This window comes from Lysobacter sp. CFH 32150 (genome assembly GCF_022758295.1).
Lineage (GTDB): Bacteria > Pseudomonadota > Gammaproteobacteria > Xanthomonadales > Xanthomonadaceae > CFH-32150.
Map to the genome: position 1 here is coordinate 174117 of NZ_JALDWJ010000004.1, position 15609 is coordinate 189725.

General features: G+C 66.5%; 12 protein-coding genes. 6 read left to right on the plus strand and 6 right to left on the minus strand.

Going from position 1 to position 15609, the window contains the following annotated elements; all coding sequences use genetic code 11:
* Positions 1 to 64 precede the first annotated feature (64 nt).
* The 3 genes from MO486_RS08920 to folE all read left to right on the plus strand — a co-directional run bounded on the left by MO486_RS08920 (position 65) and on the right by folE (position 1725).
* The gene (locus MO486_RS08920; RefSeq protein WP_242906433.1) at positions 65 to 469 is read left to right on the plus strand and encodes a hypothetical protein; all 405 of its coding nucleotides are present in this window, start codon (positions 65 to 67) and stop codon (positions 467 to 469) included.
* Between the two features lie 109 nt (positions 470 to 578).
* Positions 579 to 1052 carry a hypothetical protein gene (locus MO486_RS08925; protein WP_242906435.1) on the plus strand — a complete coding sequence of 158 codons (474 nt, stop codon included), beginning with the start codon at positions 579 to 581 and terminating at the stop codon, positions 1050 to 1052.
* 64 nt (positions 1053 to 1116) lie between these two features.
* A complete protein-coding gene (folE, locus tag MO486_RS08930; protein WP_242906452.1) occupies positions 1117 to 1725 on the plus strand; it encodes a GTP cyclohydrolase I FolE in 609 nt (202 codons plus the stop codon).
* A 65-nt stretch (positions 1726 to 1790) separates the two neighbouring features.
* Here the strand turns inward: folE and MO486_RS08935 are convergent, their stop codons facing one another.
* The 4 genes from MO486_RS08935 to gltB all read right to left on the minus strand — a co-directional run bounded on the left by MO486_RS08935 (position 1791) and on the right by gltB (position 10570).
* Positions 1791 to 2216, minus strand: coding sequence for a hypothetical protein (locus tag MO486_RS08935; RefSeq protein WP_242906453.1), 426 nt, complete (start codon positions 2214 to 2216; stop codon positions 1791 to 1793).
* Between the two features lie 83 nt (positions 2217 to 2299).
* On the minus strand, positions 2300 to 4390 hold the full coding sequence (locus MO486_RS08940; protein WP_242906454.1) for a TIR domain-containing protein: 2091 nt from the start codon (positions 4388 to 4390) through the stop codon (positions 2300 to 2302).
* A gap of 128 nt (positions 4391 to 4518) precedes the next feature.
* Complete coding sequence (locus MO486_RS08945) at positions 4519 to 6000, minus strand: FAD-dependent oxidoreductase (RefSeq protein WP_255746577.1); 1482 nt, start codon at positions 5998 to 6000, stop codon at positions 4519 to 4521.
* 91 nt (positions 6001 to 6091) lie between these two features.
* On the minus strand, positions 6092 to 10570 hold the full coding sequence (gltB, locus tag MO486_RS08950; RefSeq protein WP_242906455.1) for a glutamate synthase large subunit: 4479 nt from the start codon (positions 10568 to 10570) through the stop codon (positions 6092 to 6094).
* Between the two features lie 229 nt (positions 10571 to 10799).
* Between gltB and MO486_RS08955 the strand changes: the two genes are divergently transcribed.
* Positions 10800 to 12095, plus strand: a complete 1296-nt coding sequence (locus tag MO486_RS08955; protein ID WP_242906711.1) for a TCR/Tet family MFS transporter — start codon at positions 10800 to 10802, stop codon at positions 12093 to 12095.
* A gap of 28 nt (positions 12096 to 12123) precedes the next feature.
* On the opposite strand, the gene MO486_RS08960 is transcribed toward MO486_RS08955, so the two are convergent.
* Positions 12124 to 13401 (minus strand): acetyl-CoA C-acetyltransferase, encoded by a 1278-nt coding sequence (locus MO486_RS08960; protein ID WP_242906456.1) that lies wholly within the window; start codon positions 13399 to 13401, stop codon positions 12124 to 12126.
* A 94-nt stretch (positions 13402 to 13495) separates the two neighbouring features.
* Between MO486_RS08960 and MO486_RS08965 the strand changes: the two genes are divergently transcribed.
* Together MO486_RS08965 and MO486_RS08970 are read left to right on the plus strand one after the other, a co-directional pair.
* Positions 13496 to 14362: a hypothetical protein gene (locus tag MO486_RS08965; RefSeq protein ID WP_242906457.1), complete on the plus strand. Its 867-nt coding sequence runs from the start codon at positions 13496 to 13498 to the stop codon at positions 14360 to 14362.
* Between the two features lie 76 nt (positions 14363 to 14438).
* Positions 14439 to 15080 (plus strand): DUF4253 domain-containing protein, encoded by a 642-nt coding sequence (locus MO486_RS08970; RefSeq protein ID WP_242906458.1) that lies wholly within the window; start codon positions 14439 to 14441, stop codon positions 15078 to 15080.
* A 13-nt stretch (positions 15081 to 15093) separates the two neighbouring features.
* Here the strand turns inward: MO486_RS08970 and MO486_RS08975 are convergent, their stop codons facing one another.
* Positions 15094 to 15573 (minus strand): GNAT family N-acetyltransferase, encoded by a 480-nt coding sequence (locus tag MO486_RS08975; RefSeq protein ID WP_242906459.1) that lies wholly within the window; start codon positions 15571 to 15573, stop codon positions 15094 to 15096.
* Positions 15574 to 15609: the final 36 nt, after the last annotated feature.

A 15609-nucleotide genomic window follows, 5' to 3' on the forward strand; every position in this document is an offset into this window, starting at 1 on the left:
CGGTCCGATCTAGGATGACTGGTGCGCCTGGCAGTGGCGTGCCTCTCCACGACAGGAGCGACCCATGAGCAACACCAAGAAAGGTCAAAGCATCGTCGCCGATGTGATCGCTCCCGTCGGCACCGTGATCGGCGCGTTCGCCACCACCGCCGCCAAAATCACCGTCGAAGCATCGGACCCGGCCGACAACTACATTGAGCATTTCCACAGCAGTTATCACAACGCCGCGTACTACAAGGGCGGCCGCGATTGGAACGATTACGCCCCGGCCTACCGCTTCGGCTACGACAGCTATCGCCATTACCGTGGCCAGGACTTCGAGGATGTCGAGCATGCGCTCGCGCGCGACTGGAACAGCGTCAGGGCAGGGTCGCGCCTGGCCTGGGACGAGGCTCGCGGCGCCGTGCGCGACAGCTGGCACTATCTCGAAAGCAACCTGACCGGCGATTTCGACCACGACCGCGGCTGAGACGGCACGCGGGCGCCGGTACGTCTGCCTGACGGCCGCTTTCACCGCTGCTGAACGTTATCGGCAATAGCTTGACCACGAACACCGCGGCAATGCGGGAGATCGCGTCATGAGCATCCTCAAGAAGGACCATATCGTCGGCGCCGGCAGTGGCGCGCTCGCCGGCGGGGTCGCCGGCGCCGCGCTTGGCGCGGTGGTGGCGGGACCACCCGGGATGGCGGTGGGTGCGGTGGCAGGCGTCGCGCTCGGCGCCAGTGCCGGCGACCGCATCGCCGAATCGCGGGACCGGCGCGAGAACCTCGGTCACTTCCAGCAGATCTTCCACAGCATGCCGTACTACATCGCCGGCCATGACTGGCACGACTACGCCCCGGCCTACCGCTACGGCATCGATACCTATGCCAGCCACGGCGGACAGCCGTTCGCGCAGGCCGAGTCGGTGTTGCAGGGCGGCTGGGAGGCGCACTCGCGGTTTGGTTCGAGGTTGAACTGGCAGCAGGCGCGACCCGCGGTCGAGCACGCCTGGCGTTCGCTGGACGAGGCCCTGCACAAGACCGAGCACGTCACCCCGGCGCAAAGCTGATCGCGCAGGAAGAAGCCGGGCGCGACCGGGTAACATGGCGACCCCGTAAGCAGGGCGATCCGCCATGAGCGATACACGCACTGATGACAGCCGTAACGATGTCAGCCGCGCCGAGGCCGAAGACGCTGTCCGCGTCCTGCTGCGCTGGTCCGGCGAAGATCCGCAGCGCGAAGGTCTGCTCGACACGCCCAAGCGCGTGGTCAAGGCCTACGAGGACTGGTTCAGCGGCTATGGCCTCGACCCCGAGGACTATCTCGCCCGCACCTTCGAGGAAGTCGAGGGCTACGACGAACTGATCGTGTTGCGCGACATCCAGTTCGAGAGCCATTGCGAGCACCACATGGCCCCGATCATCGGCCGCGCCCACGTCGGCTACCTGCCCGACGGCAAGGTCGTCGGCATCAGCAAGCTCGCGCGCGTGGTCGAGGCCTACGCGCGCCGCTTCCAGGTCCAGGAGAAGCTGACCGCTCAGATCGCCGACTGCATCCAGCGCGCCTTGCAGCCGCGCGGTGTCGGCGTGGTGATCGAAGCCGCGCACGAATGCATGACCACGCGCGGCGTGCACAAGCGTGGCGTCAGCATGGTGACGTCGACGATGCTCGGCGGCTTCCGCGAGGATGCGCGGACGCGCGCGGAGTTCCTGCAGTTCATCAGCGTGGGAACGGGGCGCTGACCGTCGCCTAGGACGGCGGCCGGGCGCATGGTGCCCGGCCGCGATGCAGCGGGGTGCGCTGCTACCTAGTGCGTATGCCGGATCAGGCCTTTCGGCGGATCGCGTTCGTTGCTGATCACCGGATCGCATTGGAACGTGCAGCCGGCGGTGGTGTCGGCCACCCTGACCTTGTAGTGCGCGGTCTCCTCCACGGTGTTGGCGTCGGTGATGACCCCGTTCGCGGGGGCGTTGCCCCGCCAGGTCAGTTGGTTCCCGGTATCGTCCAGGAAGCTCACGGCATCGATGCTGTAACGGTTGTTGTCGTCGTCCAGGGACAGGTTGAGCGTCGCGGTACCGCTGTTGACCCTGACCTCCATGCCGCCGGCACCATCGTTGCCGCCGCTGTACATGTAGCTGTAGACCGCATTGTTGGAGGCGGTGGTGTTGGTGTAGCCGTCGGAGCCGTTGGACGGGAAATTGCGGACGTCCAGGTTGGCATTGGTGCTAGGCATGACTGGGAACTCCAGGTTGGGGGAATGGCCGTCCAGGCCGGGGAAGCGGGTGCCAGCCCGCCGGTCCAATCACAGGTCGTGCGTCATCGCGTGGCCACCGCCGTCGATGCAGGCCAGGGCCGCAGTGGCACATAGCCGGCAGCGTCGAGGCGCTGGTGATACCGCTGTGCCTGGTCGTTGTCACCGAGGTGGCGCAGCGCGCGCACGAGCGGATCGAGTCGCACGAACGGCAGCGGATCGGCGGCGTTCGCCAGCAGTAATTGCCGCGCGCGGTTCCACGAGGCAGCTGCCACGGTGTCGTCGCCTGCCAGTTGCGCCGCTTCACCCTCAAGCAGCAGCGTGTTGACGTGCGTGATGTTCAACGGACCCGGCTGTGTCTGTCCTTCCGGCTCGAGCAGGGCGCGCGCACGCGCCAGCTGCGCGCGCGCCGTTGCCGCATCGCCGCGTGCCAACGCCAGTTGTGCGAGCAGGTTGTGGGCATCGGCGAGTCCGCGCTGCACGCGCTGGTCCTTGGGTTCGGCCGCGTGTGCTGCGGCGAGCAGCGTTTCCGCTGCATGCGCATTCGTTGCCGCTGCAGCCGGGGCTGGGCCGGCATCGAGCTGTGCCTGCCACAGGCGGCAGAGCCCCAGACTGACCTGCCATTTGCGGTTACTGGGATCCTGCCTCGACAGTGCCTCGGTGAGTGCACCTGCATCGCGCACGCTGGCGCGAGCTTCGGTCCACCGCCCACGTTGTGTCTGCGCATCGGCCAACAGGGCCAGCGCTTCGGCCGATTCCTTCTTCCAGCGTGCGTTTCTGGGTTCGGCGCTGCGGTTGCCAGCAATACCGCGCACCTCTTCGGCAAATAGCGCTTCTGCATCACGCAGCTTGCCCTGCCGCATGGCTAGCGTTCCCAGCCAGGACGTGGCGTTGGCGGCCTCGAATTGCAACGCGGTGTCCGTTGGTCGCTGCCTGGTCCAGATGCGATACAAGGCCAGCACCTCGCGCATCGCCTCCTCAGCCTTGGCATAGCGCCCGCGCTTCTCATCCATCACCGCCAGGTTCTGGTGGCCATAGGCGACTTCCTTCTGCCAGCCGAAGTTGTCCCGATCCATCGCCGCCAGCGCGATCGCGCTATCGCGGTACTTGCGCAGCCACGCCTCGGCGTCGTCGTAGCGGCCCTGTTGCAGGGCGACGTAACCGATCCAGTACTCGGCCTGCGCCAGGTCGAACAAGCGTTGCCCGTTGGCCGGCTGGCGCTCGCGCAACGCAGTGCTGCGCGCATGCGCCTCGCGGAACGCGGTCATCGCTGCGTCGTGGCTGCCTTCGTCCAGTCGCACCTGGCCGATGCCGGTGAGTGAGCGCGCCTGTTCCTCCAGTGCCCGGTCGCTGAGGTCGCGCGGATCGAGCGTGGCGAAATACGTGGTGGCCTTGTTGTCGACCGCACGCATCAGGTCGAGCCGGCCGACGGTGGTCAGTTTCTCGCGCAGGTCGCCGAGCATGAAGCCGAGGATGTCCTCGGCCTGCGCCTGCCGGCGCTGCGCATCATTGCGCGCGACGTAAGCGGTCGCCGCCAGTGCCAGCGCGATCGCCATGCCCGCCAGCGACGCGGCCGCGACCATCACCAGCTTGCGGTTGCGGCGCTGGGCTTCGCGTTGCGCCAGCGTGTCGTAGCCGACCCCGAGCAGGCCTGCGACCAGTTTCAGGAACGCGCGTTCGCGGCCGTCGCCCTCGCGGCGTGCATCCGCGGCCAACGGCTCGCGCTGCACGCCGTTGGCGTCGGCCTGCAGCAGTGCCGGCGGAAAACAACCGAGTGCGGGATCGTGCTTGCCGGAGCCGCGACTGGTGGGGTCACCTGCGACCACGAAGCACAGCACGCGCGCACCGCGGCCGCTGCTGCGGAACGCTTCGACTTCGGCATTCACCCATTGCGACTGCGCCGCCGCGGGCGAACAGATCACCACCAGCGTCGCGGAGTCGTCGAGCGCGCTGCGGATCGTCGTGCTCAGGTCGCCGGCGCTGGGCAGCTCGTCGCGATCGCGGAACATCGCGCCCAGCCTTGCAGGAATCGGGCCATCGATACCGGGCGTACCGACCAGCCGCGACGGCACCCGGTAGCCCTCCAGGCGGCGCAGTAACCAGCGCGCCCAATGGGCGTCGGCATGGCTATAGCTGAGGAAAGCGCGGTAGCGCACGGGGGGTTGTCCCGGGGGCGACGGAGGAACAACGCCGTGTCCCCGCGGCAACGGACAGGCATTGGAAACCGTGCCGACGAACGGTCGGCAAGCCTCGCAATACCAGGGCTTCGCGCCTTATGCGGGGGTCACCCGCACAGCAGCTTCACGATCCCCGCCGCCGCCTCGCGGCCTTCGTACGCCGCGGTCACGACCAGGTCCGCGCCACGCACACCGTCACCGCCCGCAAACACGCGCGGGTGGGTGGTCTGGAACGGCAAGGCCGTTGTTGTCGCCCCGCGCCGCGATGCGCAGCCGGCTTGCGGTTGTGCCAGCACGCGGATGCGGCCGTCGCGTTCCAGTTCGATGCCGTGCGCCGCCAGCCACTCCGGCGGATCGGGCTGGAAGCCGAACGCGATGATCACCACGTCCGCCGCCAGCACCGATTCGCTGCCAGGCACGATCTCGGCGCGTTGCCGTCCGCGCGCATCGGGTTCGCCGAGGACGGTATCGGCCACGCGCACGCCTTCGACGGATTCGTCGCCGAGCAACGCCAGCGGTTGTCGATTGAACAGGAACTGCACGCCTTCCTCGCGTGCATTCGCCACTTCGCGTGCGGAGCCCGGCATGTTGGCCTCGTCGCGGCGATACACGCAGCTGACGCGGGCCGCACCCAGGCGCACCGCACTGCGCACGCAGTCCATGCCGGTGTCGCCGCCACCGAGCACCACCACGCGCTTGCCTTTCAGATCGGGCAACGCGATGTGGTCTTCCCAACCGGCGATCGGCGCGCCTTCGGGATGCAGGCCGCTGACGATGCGGCCGTTCTGTACCAGGAACGGCAGTGCCGGCAGCACGTTGGCCAGGTCCTGTCCCGGCAAGCCGCCATCGGTATAGCGATAGCTGCCGATGCCGAGGAACACCGCATCGAAGTCGGCGAGCAGCGTATCGAGGTCGATATCGCGCCCGATCTCGACGCCGAGACGGAACTCCACGCCCATGTCGTCGAGCACTTCGCGCCGCGCCACCATCACCGATTTGTCGAGCTTGAAACTGGGGATGCCGAAATGCAGCAGGCCACCGATCGCTTCGTAGCGATCGAACACGGTCGCGTGCACGCCCGCACGGGCGAGGCGATCCGCGCACGACAAGCCGGCCGGTCCCGCACCGATCACCGCCACGCGCTTGCCGGTCGACACCACCGACGACAAGTCGGGTTTCCAGCCGTCCGCGAGCGCGGCATCGACGATGTACTTCTCGATCGCACCGATGGTGACCGCGCCGAAACCGTCGTTGAGCGTGCAGCTGCCCTCGCACAGGCGATCCTGCGGGCAGACCCGGCCGCAGATTTCCGGCAGTGGATTGGTTTCGTGGCATAGCGCCGCGGCTTCGTGCACACGGCCCTGGCGCGCGAGTTCCAACCATTGCGGGATGTAGTTGTGCAGCGGGCATTTCCACGAGCAGTACGGATTGCCGCAATCGAGGCAGCGTCCGGCCTGGTGCTTGGCTTCGGCGTGATCGAAACGGCCGTACAACTCGCTCCAGTCGCCGTCCTGGCGCAGCGCCAGCGGAATGCGCGGCGGCATCTGCCGCGGTTGTTCGCGGAACAGGAAGGCGGGCTTGCCGATCAGGGGTTTCTTGTCCATGGGCTTGCTCACGCGATGTCCCTCGAAACCGTCATTCGCGGGAATGACCAGCAAGGGCGGATGCAGTGGATCGAACTCATGCGGCCCTCCTGAGATTCTCGGCCAGCAGTTCCAGACTCGCCGCTTTCGGTTTCACCAGCCAGAACTTGCCGAGGAAATCGCGCATTTCCTCGAGGATGCGCTGCGCCCAAACGCTGCCGGTGAGCGCGGCGTGGGTCTCGAGCAGGTCGCGCAGGTGCGAGCGGTGGTTTTCGAATCCGTCGCCGACGATGCGCAGCAGGTCGATCAGTTCGTGGTTGTAGCGATCGACGAAATCGCGGTCGAGATCGAGCACGTAGGCCATGCCGCCGGTGAAGCCGGCGCCGAAGTTCAGGCCGGTGCGGCCGAGCACCGCGACCACGCCGCCGGTCATGTATTCGCAGCAGTGGTCGCCGACACCTTCGACCACCGCGGTCGCGCCGGAATTGCGCACTGCGAAGCGTTCGCCGGCGCGGCCGGACGCGTACAACTCGCCGCCGGTGGCGCCGTACAGGCAGGTGTTGCCGAGGATCGGCGTTTCGTTCGCCGCATAACGCGCTTCCGGTGACGGTCGCAGCACGATGCGGCCGCCGGCCATGCCCTTGCCGACGTAGTCGTTGGCTTCGCCGATCAGTTCGAAGTTCAGGCCGCCGGCCTGGAACGCGCCGAAGCTTTGTCCGGCGCTGCCATGGAAGCGCAGCGTGATCGGCGTATCGGCCATGCCGCGATCGCCATGTGCGCGCGCGATCGCGCCCGACAGGCGCGCGCCGATGCTGCGGTCGGTGTTGCGGATCGGGTACTCGAATTCGCCGCCGCGCTTGTGCGCGATGACGTCGGCAAGCTGGGTGTCGAGTTGCGCGGCCAGGCCCGTCGGTGCGACCGCCAATGCCGGCGTGCCGCAATGACCGCCATGCGCCAGGCCGTCGCTGGCGAGCAGCGGCGACAGGTCGAGCCGTTGTTGCCGCGCGCTATCACCTTCGACCTGCTTCAGCAGATCGGTGCGCCCGACGATCTCGCCCAGCGAACGCACGCCGAGTGCGGCGAGGTGGTGCCGCACTTCTTCCGCCAGCAACTTGAAGAAGTTCTCCGCGCGCTCCGGCAAACCGGTGAAATGATCGCGGCGCAGCGCCTCGTCCTGCGTCGCCACGCCGGTGGCGCAATTGTTCAAGTGGCAGATGCGCAGGTACTTGCAGCCGAGCGCGATCATCGGCGCGGTGCCGAAGCCGAAACTCTCGGCGCCGAGCAACGCGGCCTTGACCACATCGAGGCCGCTCTTCAAACCGCCGTCGGTCTGCACGATCACGCGTTCGCGCAGGTCGTTGGCGAGCAGCGCCTGCCGCGTTTCCGACAAACCCAGTTCCCACGGCGTGCCGGCGTAACGGATCGACGACAGCGGACTCGCCCCGGTACCGCCGTCGTGGCCGGAGATGGTCACGAGATCGGCGCCGGCCTTGACCACGCCGGTGGCGATCGTGCCGACGCCCGCGTGCGAGACCAGCTTCACAGACACCAGCGCCTGCGGATTCACCTGCTTCAGGTCGAAGATCAGCTGCGCCAGGTCTTCGATCGAATAGATGTCGTGATGCGGCGGCGGCGAGATCAGGCCGATGCCGGGCATCGCGTAACGCAGCCGCGCGATCAGCGCGTTGACCTTGTGGCCAGGCAGCTGACCGCCCTCACCCGGCTTGGCACCCTGCGCGACCTTGATCTGCAGCACTTCGGCGTTGACCAGGTATTCGGGCGTGACGCCGAAGCGGCCGGAGGCGATCTGCTTGATCTTCGAGACCTTGTCGCTGCGATAGCGCGCCGGGTCTTCACCGCCCTCGCCGGAATTGCTGCGGCCGCCGAGGCGGTTCATCGCCATTGCCAGTGCTTCGTGCGCTTCCGGCGACAACGCGCCCAGGCTCATCGCGGCGCTGTCGAAGCGGCGCACGATGGCTTCGATCGGTTCGACTTCGTCGAGGGGGATGGCAGCGATCTGCGACGTATCGAGGTCGAGCAGGTCGCGCAGCGCCGCCATGGGGCGTTCGTTGACCGCAGCCGCGTACGCCTGCCAATCGGCGTAATCGCCGGAGGCGACCGCACGCTGCAGCGTCGCGACCACGTCGGGATTGAACTGGTGGTATTCGCCACCCGACACGTACTTCAACAAGCCGCCGATTTCCGGCAGCGCGTTCGCATTCCACGCCGACCTGGCCAGATGCGCCGCGTCGGCCTGCAGGGCAGCGAAGCCCGCGCCGCCGATGCGCGACGGCGTACCGGCGAAACACTTGTCGACTACTTCGCGATCCAACCCGACGATCTCGAACAGCTGCGCGCCGCGATAGCTGCCGATGGTGCTGATGCCCATCTTCGAGATGATCTTGAGCAGGCCCTTCTTCACGCCGCGCCGGTAGCTGCGGCCGATCTGCGCGACTTCGCCGTGCTTGGTCTGCAGGATCCCGCGCACGCCGAGATCGTGCAGGGTCTGGTAGGCGAGGTACGGATACACCGCGGTCGCCCCGAAACCGATCAGGCAGGCGACGTGGTGCGGATCGCGGGCGGTACCGGTCTCGACGACCAGGTTCACGTCGCAACGCAGTCCCGTACGCAACAGGTGGTGGTGCACTGCGCCGGTGGCGAGCAGCGCATGCAGCATCAGGCATTCGCGTCGCGGGTAGCGGTCGCTGAGCAGCAATATCAGGCAGCCCTCGCGCGCGGCGGCCTCGGCTTCGGCGCAGACGCGGTCGAGTGCGGCCTGCATGCCGGTGTCGGCATCGAAGTTGAGGTCGATCAGCCGATGCGTCGTGTCGAACGGCGTCGTCGCCAGCAGCTGCCGCAGTTTGCGTTGCGAGAACACCGGTGAGTTGAGCAGCACGTGGCGCACGTTGTGCGGGCCATCGTCGAAGACATTGCCCTCGCGGCCGATCTGCGTGGCCAGCGACATCACGCAGTCTTCGCGTAGCGGATCGATCGGCGGATTGGTGACCTGGGCGAAGGCCTGGCGGAAGCAGTCGTACAGCGGCCGCACCTGTTGCGACAGCACTGCCATCGGCACGTCGTCGCCCATCGAGCCGACCGCTTCCTGCTCGGTCTCCGCGAGCGGACGCAGCACCTGCTCGCGTTCCTCGCGGCTGAGCTGGAACAGTTTCTGGTAGCGGACCAGCGTTTCGTGATCGAACGGCTCGGCGGCGAGGCTGGGATCGATCAGTTCGCTGTGCAGGTAGGTCATGCCCTGCTTGAGCCAGCGCTTGTATGGCGCGCGCGCGCGGTTGATCGCGTCGATCGCCTCGCTGTCGAGCAGTTCGCCGCGTTCGAGGTCGACCGCGATCATCTCGCCGGGCCCGAGCTTGCCCTTGGCGTCGATGTTGGCTTCGGGTTCGTCCCACACGCCGGCTTCTGAGGCGATCAGGAAATGCCGGTCGCGCGTGCGCAGCCAGCGCGCCGGGCGCAGGCCGTTGCGGTCCAGCGTGCACGCGGCGTAGCGCGTATCGGCGGTAACGATGCCGGCCGGTCCGTCCCACGGCTCGGTGTTGAGCGCGTAGTACTCGTAGAACGCGGCGAGGTCGGCGTCCTTGTATTCCAGCGATTGCGTCGCCGGCGGAATCAGGATGCGCATCGCCTTCAGCAGGTCCATGCCGCCGGCTTGCATCAGCTCCAGCATGTTGTCGAGCGATTGCGAATCGGAACCTTCGACGCTGATCACCGGGTCGAATTCGGCGAGGTCCAGTTCCGGTGTATGCCATACCTGCGCGCGTGCCTGCGCCCAGGCGCGATTGCCGGCGATGGTGTTGATCTCGCCGTTGTGCGCCAGGAACCGGAACGGCTGCGCCAGCGGCCAGCGCGGCGCGCTGTTGGTGGAGAAGCGCTGGTGGAAGACGACCGCGCTGCTGGTGAGTTCCGGGCGCTGCAGGTCGGGGTAGAACTGCGCGAGCCGGTCCGGCAGCACCATGCCCTTGTAGCCGATCGCGTGGGCGGCGAGGCTGACGACGTAGAAATCATCGATGTGCTGCAGCCGTTGTTCGGCACGGCGTCGGGCCAGGTACAGCGCATGCTGGAACGCGGCCGGCTCCGGCCGCTCGCCGTCGATGTCGACCGCCGGCACCACGAACAACTGTTCGATCCGCGGCATGGATTGTTTTGCGCGCACGCCGCACGCGCTGGGATCCACCGGCACCACGCGCCACCCGGCCGCGGCCAGCTTCACTTCACGCAAGGCCTGTGCGAAACCTGCGCGCACTTGTGCGGCGGCCTCATCGTCGTGCGGGAGGAACACCAGGCCTGCGGCATAGCGCGCACCTAGCGCGATCTTTGCTTCCGTGGCCAGCGCACGCAGCCATGCATCCGGCGCGCGGATCAGCAAACCGCAGCCGTCGCCGCTGAGACCGTCGGCGGCGATGCCGCCGCGATGGGTCATGCGGACCAGCGCCGAGATCGCGCGATCGACGATGACGCGGCTGGGCGTGTCGTCGAGTTGTGCAATCAAGCCAAAACCGCAGGCGTCGCGCTCATCGCGCGGGTTGTAGAGCCCGGGTTGCAGTCGCTGGTCTGTCTCCATCGTCGTTTCTCTGTTGAAAAACTGCGGAACGCAGGGACGGGGCAACGCGGTTCGCTTGCGCGGTCCGGCCTGCCGTCATCCTTGGGATGACTCGACTAGACCACAGTTTGTGCGCTGCCGCAAATTGCTTTTTGATCGGTTAAGCGGTTGAAAATGAAACTATTTTTAGAGCTGAAGCCCTAGTTGCTTTCAAGCACGCGCTACACTTCGAACTCGCATTCAATCAGCCATCCCCGTGACCGAACCCGTCCCCCACGGCGCGCGCAAAGCCGCGCTGATCTTCATCTTCGTCACTGTCCTGATCGACATCCTCGCGTTCGGACTGATCATCCCGGTGCTGCCGCACCTGGTGAAGCAGTTCGTGGGTGGCGATACCGCCAAGGCCGCGTACTGGGTCGGCGTGTTCGGCACGATGTTCGCGCTGGTGCAGTTCGTGTGCGCACCGATCCAGGGCACGTTGTCCGACCGCTTCGGCCGGCGGCCCGTGATCCTGTTGTCGTGCCTCGGGCTCGGCGTCGACTTCATCTTCATGGCGGTGGCGAATTCGCTGCCGTGGTTGTTCGTCGGCCGGATGATTTCCGCGCTGACCTCGGCCAGCTTCACCACCGCGAACGCCTACATCGCTGACGTCACGCCGCCGGACAAGCGTGCACAGGCGTTCGGCATGATCGGCGCGGCGTTCGGGCTCGGCTTCATCGTTGGCCCGGTCGTCGGCGCGCAACTCGGCGCGATCGACCTGCGCTGGCCGTTCTGGGGCGCGGCGCTGCTGGCGCTGTGCAACTTCGCCTACGGCTGGTTCGTGCTGCCGGAATCGCTGGCGCCGGAACATCGCACGCACCGCTTCGACTGGGCGCATGCCAATCCGCTCGGTTCGCTGAAACTGCTCAAGCGTTATCCGCAGGTGTTCGGCCTCGCCGCGGTGGTGCTGCTGATCAACCTCGCGCACTACGTCTACCCCAGCGTGTTCGTGCTGTATGCGGATTACCGCTATCACTGGGGCTTGCAGATGGTCGGCTACGTGCTCGGCATGGTCGGCATCTGCAGCGTGATCGTCAACGTGCTGCTGGTGAAGCGCGCCGTTGCGGCGTGGGGCGAGCGGCGCACGCTGATGATCGGCTTGTCGTGCGGCATCGTGGGGTTCGCGATTTATGGCCTCGCACCGACCGGCGCGTGGTTCCTGGCCGGCATTCCGATCATGGCCATCTGGGCGTTCTCGATGCCGGCCACGCAGGCGCTGGTGACGCGCCAAGTCGGTCCCGAAGTGCAGGGTCGCATCCAGGGGGCGTTGAGTAGCCTGGTCAGCCTCGCCGGCATCGCGGGGCCAGCGATCTACACCAGCGTGTTCGCGCTGTTCATCACCCCACGCGCACCGATGCATGCACCTGGGGCGCCGTTCCTGTTGGCGGGTGCATTGTTGCTGGCTGCCCTGTTGGTGGCGTGGCGCTTTGCGCGGACACCGGCGTCGGCGGGTGCGGAACGCGAGGTGGCGTTACCGCCAGCGACGAGCGAGCTGGGCGCGGACTAAACGCTCCAGCGAAAACGGATGACGGTCCTCAGCGTTCGAGGATCGCCACCACACCCATGCCGCCGGCGGTGCAGATCGACACCAGGCAGCGGCCGCCGCCACGTTCTTTCAGCTCTTTCGCTGCAGTCGCGACGATGCGTGCGCCGGTTGCGGCGAACGGATGGCCCGCGGCCAGCGACGAACCATTCGGATTGATTCTGGCCGGGTCGATGCGGCCCAGCGGCGCATCGAGGCCGAGGCGCGTCTTGCAGTACTCCTCGCTTTCCCATGCCCGCAACGTGCACAGCACCTGTGCGGCGAAGGCTTCGTGGATTTCGTAGATGTCGAAATCCTGCAGCGTGAGGCCATTGCGCTTGAGCATCTCCGGCACGGCGATGGTCGGTGCCATCAGCAGGCCTTCGCCATGGACGAAATCGACCGCGGCGACGTGCGCGTCGCGGATGTGGCACAGCACTTCATGGCCGTGCTTCTGCGCCCACTCGTCCGATGCGACCAGGCAGGCGGAAGCGCCATCGGTCAGCGGTGTCGAGTTGCCGGCGGTGAGCGTGCCGCGGCCGGAGGTCCTGTCGAACGCGGGTTTCAGCGTCGCCAGTTTCTCGATCGAGGTGTCCGCGCGCAGGATGTTGTCGCGCGACACGCCGCGGAAGCTGACGACGAGATCGTTGAAGAAGCCGCGCTCATAGGCCGCGGCCAGCTTGTGGTGCGAAGCAACGGCGAGCTCGTCCTGCGAATCGCGCGAAATGTTCCACTGCTTGGCCATGTCCTCGCAGTGGTCGCCCATCGACTTGCCGGTGCGTGGCTCGGCGACGCCGGGAAAATCCGGCTTGAGTTCGCGCGGATGGAAGCCCTTGAACGCCAGCAGCTTGTCCTTGGTCGTCTTCGCCATCGCCGCGGCGAGCAGGCGCCGGCGCAGTTTCTGTCCGTACACGATCGGCACGTCGGATGTCGTATCGCTGCCGCCGCCGATGCCGACCTCGATCTGCCCGGTGGCGATCTTGTTGGCGATGGCGATGATCGAATCGAGCCCCGTGCCGCAGGCGCGCTGCAGGGTGATGCCGGGCGTCAGCGGTGACAGACCCGAGGACAACGTCGCTTCACGGCCAAGGTTCCAGTCGCTGCTGTGTTTGATCACCGCACCCATCGCCACTTCGCCGAGTTGCTGGCCGTGCAGGCCGAACTTCTCGACCAGCGCGCCGAGCGTGCGTACCGACATGCCGAGGTTGCCGACGTCGGCGTAGGCGGTGTTCTGTCGGCAGAATGGAATGCGGACGCCGCCGAGCACGGCGACGGGACGGCCTTGCAGCATCGAACACCTCGCGGAGCGCAATCCGCCGCGGCGCGGCGGGCATAATGCGCTGCAGTGTAGCTCCGGCCGCGTGTATGGCCAATCACAGGTAGCGATGACCGATTCGACCATGCATGTACTGGGCGCATTGGCGCTGGAACTCGCGCCCGGCAGCGACGTCGCGCGCGACACGCTGGCGCAGGCCGAAGCCGGCGCGCTGGCGACCTTGATCGCGCACGATCTCGCCGGCTTCGCGCCGGAGGCCGCGGGCCTGGAGCTGGTCATGGTCGGCGCGCATTACGACGCGGTCGAACTGTTGCGCCCGGGCTGGCCGCTGCACCATGAACTGAATCAACTGGCAGCGCGTGCACCGGGGGCTTCCGAAGCGCGCGTCATCGCCTTCGGTGCCCACGACACCCGCCTGCCCGGCACGTTGACGCCCTCGCTTGACCATGCCGGCGGCCCGTTGCGACTGGTGCCTTTCGTGCTTGGCGGGGAGGCCGCGGTGGTGGCGCGCGTCGGCGATGTCCTCGAGCGCGACCTGATGGAACGCGGCATGGCCGGCGCGGCCACCGCCCTAGCGGCGCAGGAAGCGTTCGGCTTGCGCGTCGAGCACGCGCGCTACCTCACCGTGCACGACCTCGCTGCGCTGATGGCGATGCAGTACGAACACGCCGGCCTTGCTCCGCTATGGCCGATCCTCGAGGCCGCGCTGCTCGCTCCCGGGCATGAGGAATGGCTGGACGCGCTCCCGGAACCACTGCTGCATTACTTCGAATGCGAAGTCCGGATCGCGTTGTTCACGCCGCAAGCCTGGCGCGCGCGCTATGCGCCGCAGGCAGGGGTCGAATGCGAGAAGCTCGAGCGGCAGTTCGAGTTGTTCCAGGCGCGGCAGCGACAGTTTGCGGCGGTGCTGCAGGCGCATGGCGTGGCGGTGAACTTCGTGCATTGCGACGCTGGTGAGACACGCGACGCGTTGTGAACGACCGGTGCTGAAGTAGATGGACTAGTCCAGCGTCTCAGGCACATTCCGTCTGGCTCATCAGGGCAGGTGTCATATGTTCGTCAAACCAATCCTCTTGCTAACCCTTGCACTCATGGTGGGTTGCAACGTAACAGGATCAGAGCTTTCTCCGCAGGAGGAAGCCTTGATCGCTACGGTAAAAATGGAACGTGGCATGGCAGCGAAAGCAAAATCTTCCGGCGTTTCGATCGAGCGACTCACAGCAGTTACGCCGGATTACCACGAAGCCCCGGCGGATGGCATCGTCGTGAACACAAGGCCGAAGCGTGGCCGCGTTGCATTGGCCGAGATGCGGGATCGATTGGCTGGAACGCCGTATCGCGCCTATCTGCTCGATGACGCTTTTGGAACCGGCCCGGACAAAGTGGCTGTCGTAAAGCGCGATGACTATGGCTATCTGGCAATCGTCCGCACCGACGGCATCAACCACGACCTGGATCATTCGAAGGTGATGGAGCGTTACAAGCGGTGGGACGCAAAGTACGGACTGAAGTTGGTTGGCGCTGGCCAGGACTGGCTCGAGGCGGAGTTCCGCAACCCACCCGGCGACTGGTTGGCCTTCGCCAAAGAGGTCTACGAGTTCTGTCCAGATGTAGTTGACCAGGGAACCGGAGAGGTTTCAGTGCTGGCCAAAGAAATGGAAAAATCAAACACAGTCTATCTTTGGTGGGACTAACGGCGTCAGTGGATCAGAACTCCGCTTCGTAGATGCGGTAGCCGGCATCGTGCATGCCGAGTGCGGAATAGGTGCGCTGCGCATTGGCGTTGTCTTTTTCGACGTACAGGCGCAGCCCGATCACGCCGGGCGTGGCGCGAGCGAGTTGTTCGGCATGCCGGTGCAGCGCAGCGTACACGCCCTGGCGACGGTGGTCGGGTGCGACGTACACGCTCTGGATCCACCACCAGTCGCCGTTGCGCCAATCGCTCCATTCGGTGGTGAGCATCAGCGTGCCGACCGGGATGCCTACCGTCTCGTGGCCGGCCATGGCCGCATCCTGCATGGCGACGAAGTAACGCGCCTTGGCCGGATCGGCGATACCCGCTGCGATGCCGGCGCGGATCGTGGCCGGATCGAGGTGCTTGTGTTCGGTTTCCCACGCCATCGCGATCATCCACTGCGCGAGCAGGTCGGTGTCGGCGGGCTGGGCTTCACGGATGCGCGGCGTCATGGGGACAGCATAACGGCGCGGCGTGGATCCCGTGTA

Coding starts and splice junctions, on each gene's coding strand:
- gltB (WP_242906455.1), bottom strand. CDS start 10,570: ATGGAGACAGACCAGCGACTGCAACCCGGGCTCTACAACCCGCGCGAT.
- MO486_RS08935 (WP_242906453.1), bottom strand. CDS start 2,216: ATGCCTAGCACCAATGCCAACCTGGACGTCCGCAATTTCCCGTCCAAC.
- MO486_RS08960 (WP_242906456.1), bottom strand. CDS start 13,401: ATGCTGCAAGGCCGTCCCGTCGCCGTGCTCGGCGGCGTCCGCATTCCA.
- folE (WP_242906452.1), top strand. CDS start 1,117: ATGAGCGATACACGCACTGATGACAGCCGTAACGATGTCAGCCGCGCC.
- MO486_RS08970 (WP_242906458.1), top strand. CDS start 14,439: ATGTTCGTCAAACCAATCCTCTTGCTAACCCTTGCACTCATGGTGGGT.
- MO486_RS08965 (WP_242906457.1), top strand. CDS start 13,496: ATGACCGATTCGACCATGCATGTACTGGGCGCATTGGCGCTGGAACTC.
- MO486_RS08975 (WP_242906459.1), bottom strand. CDS start 15,573: ATGACGCCGCGCATCCGTGAAGCCCAGCCCGCCGACACCGACCTGCTC.
- MO486_RS08920 (WP_242906433.1), top strand. CDS start 65: ATGAGCAACACCAAGAAAGGTCAAAGCATCGTCGCCGATGTGATCGCT.
- MO486_RS08925 (WP_242906435.1), top strand. CDS start 579: ATGAGCATCCTCAAGAAGGACCATATCGTCGGCGCCGGCAGTGGCGCG.